Below are 997 nucleotides of genomic sequence, written 5' to 3' on the forward strand. Positions count from 1 at the left end.
GGTTCGATGACGGTCCATACCGGGGTGGTGGGTGTGGGTGTTGGGGTTGGGGTGTTGAGCTGGATGGGGGTTGGGGTGGTGGTGCTCCAGATGTAGGTGGGAGACGGCCCGGGCGTGACCGTGGGCTGGGTGGGGCGCAACCACACCACCGCAGTGAGTACGGCGAGTATCAAGGTGAGAACGGCGATGATGGCCCACCACAGGCTTTGACCGGTCTTCATGATGCTGGCTACCGGTTACGGCGGAGGTTGCCCTGCGCGTCCGGGTCGTCGAGCTTATCGGAGATATCCATCGGCGGGGTGGGGCGCAGGCCTAGGATGTTCCCGGCCTTGACGCCGGCCTTCGCGGTGCCGTGGGGCCAGATGGAATCGACGTAGACCCTGAGCGCGTTCTGCGCGGCAGTGATGTCCTCGTTCAGGTGTTGCTGGGTCTGGCCGATCTTTCCTTCGAGCGCGCAGATCTCGTCCATGGCGTTGGCCATCAGCTGGGTCAGCCGCTTGGTGGGCCCGTAGCACTCCGGGGCGGAGGGCGTGTAGTTGTCGGCCTCGGCGCGCTCCACCACCTGACACAGGTACTCGTAGGCCGCCATCGTCACATTCACCTGAATCGCCAGTTTGTAGGTCTCAAGAACCACGGTGGTTAGCGCGGCCAGCTCCAGGCTGGCCTGGGTTTGCACCCCGGCCATCTCGGTGTACTCATCGGCCGCGGGCCCGCTCCAGCCGGGCACCTTCTCCATCAAGGGCAACGACTTGGCAATGTCGTTGAGGATCTTGCTGGCTTCTAGCCACTGGTCGTATTCTGCCTGGAGTTTGGCGGGGGCTTCTCTGTGGTAGACGAAGACGGCCACGGCGGCTCTGAGCGCGGCGGCGGTGGCGTTCGAGTACGCTATCGAGAGATCGTTTTGGTTTGCTAGCGCGCGCAGGATCTCGGTGGCGTTTACCCCTTCCTCGTGGGTTCTCATGTACCACTTCTCGATCTGTTCCGCGCAATAGCGCTC

Annotated in this window: 1 protein-coding gene and 1 pseudogene; both read right to left on the bottom strand. The window is 63.5% G+C overall.

Going from position 1 to position 997, the window contains the following annotated elements:
- Positions 1-221 (bottom strand): annotated as a pseudogene (locus EII42_RS12175) (hypothetical protein); the annotation flags it as partial.
- 8 nt (positions 222-229) lie between these two features.
- Positions 230-997 (bottom strand): hypothetical protein (locus EII42_RS12180; RefSeq protein WP_233558402.1); only part of this gene is annotated, 768 nt, incomplete at its 5' end.

The sequence above is a fragment of the Tessaracoccus sp. OH4464_COT-324 genome, from assembly GCF_003932855.1.
Lineage (GTDB): Bacteria > Actinomycetota > Actinomycetes > Propionibacteriales > Propionibacteriaceae > Arachnia.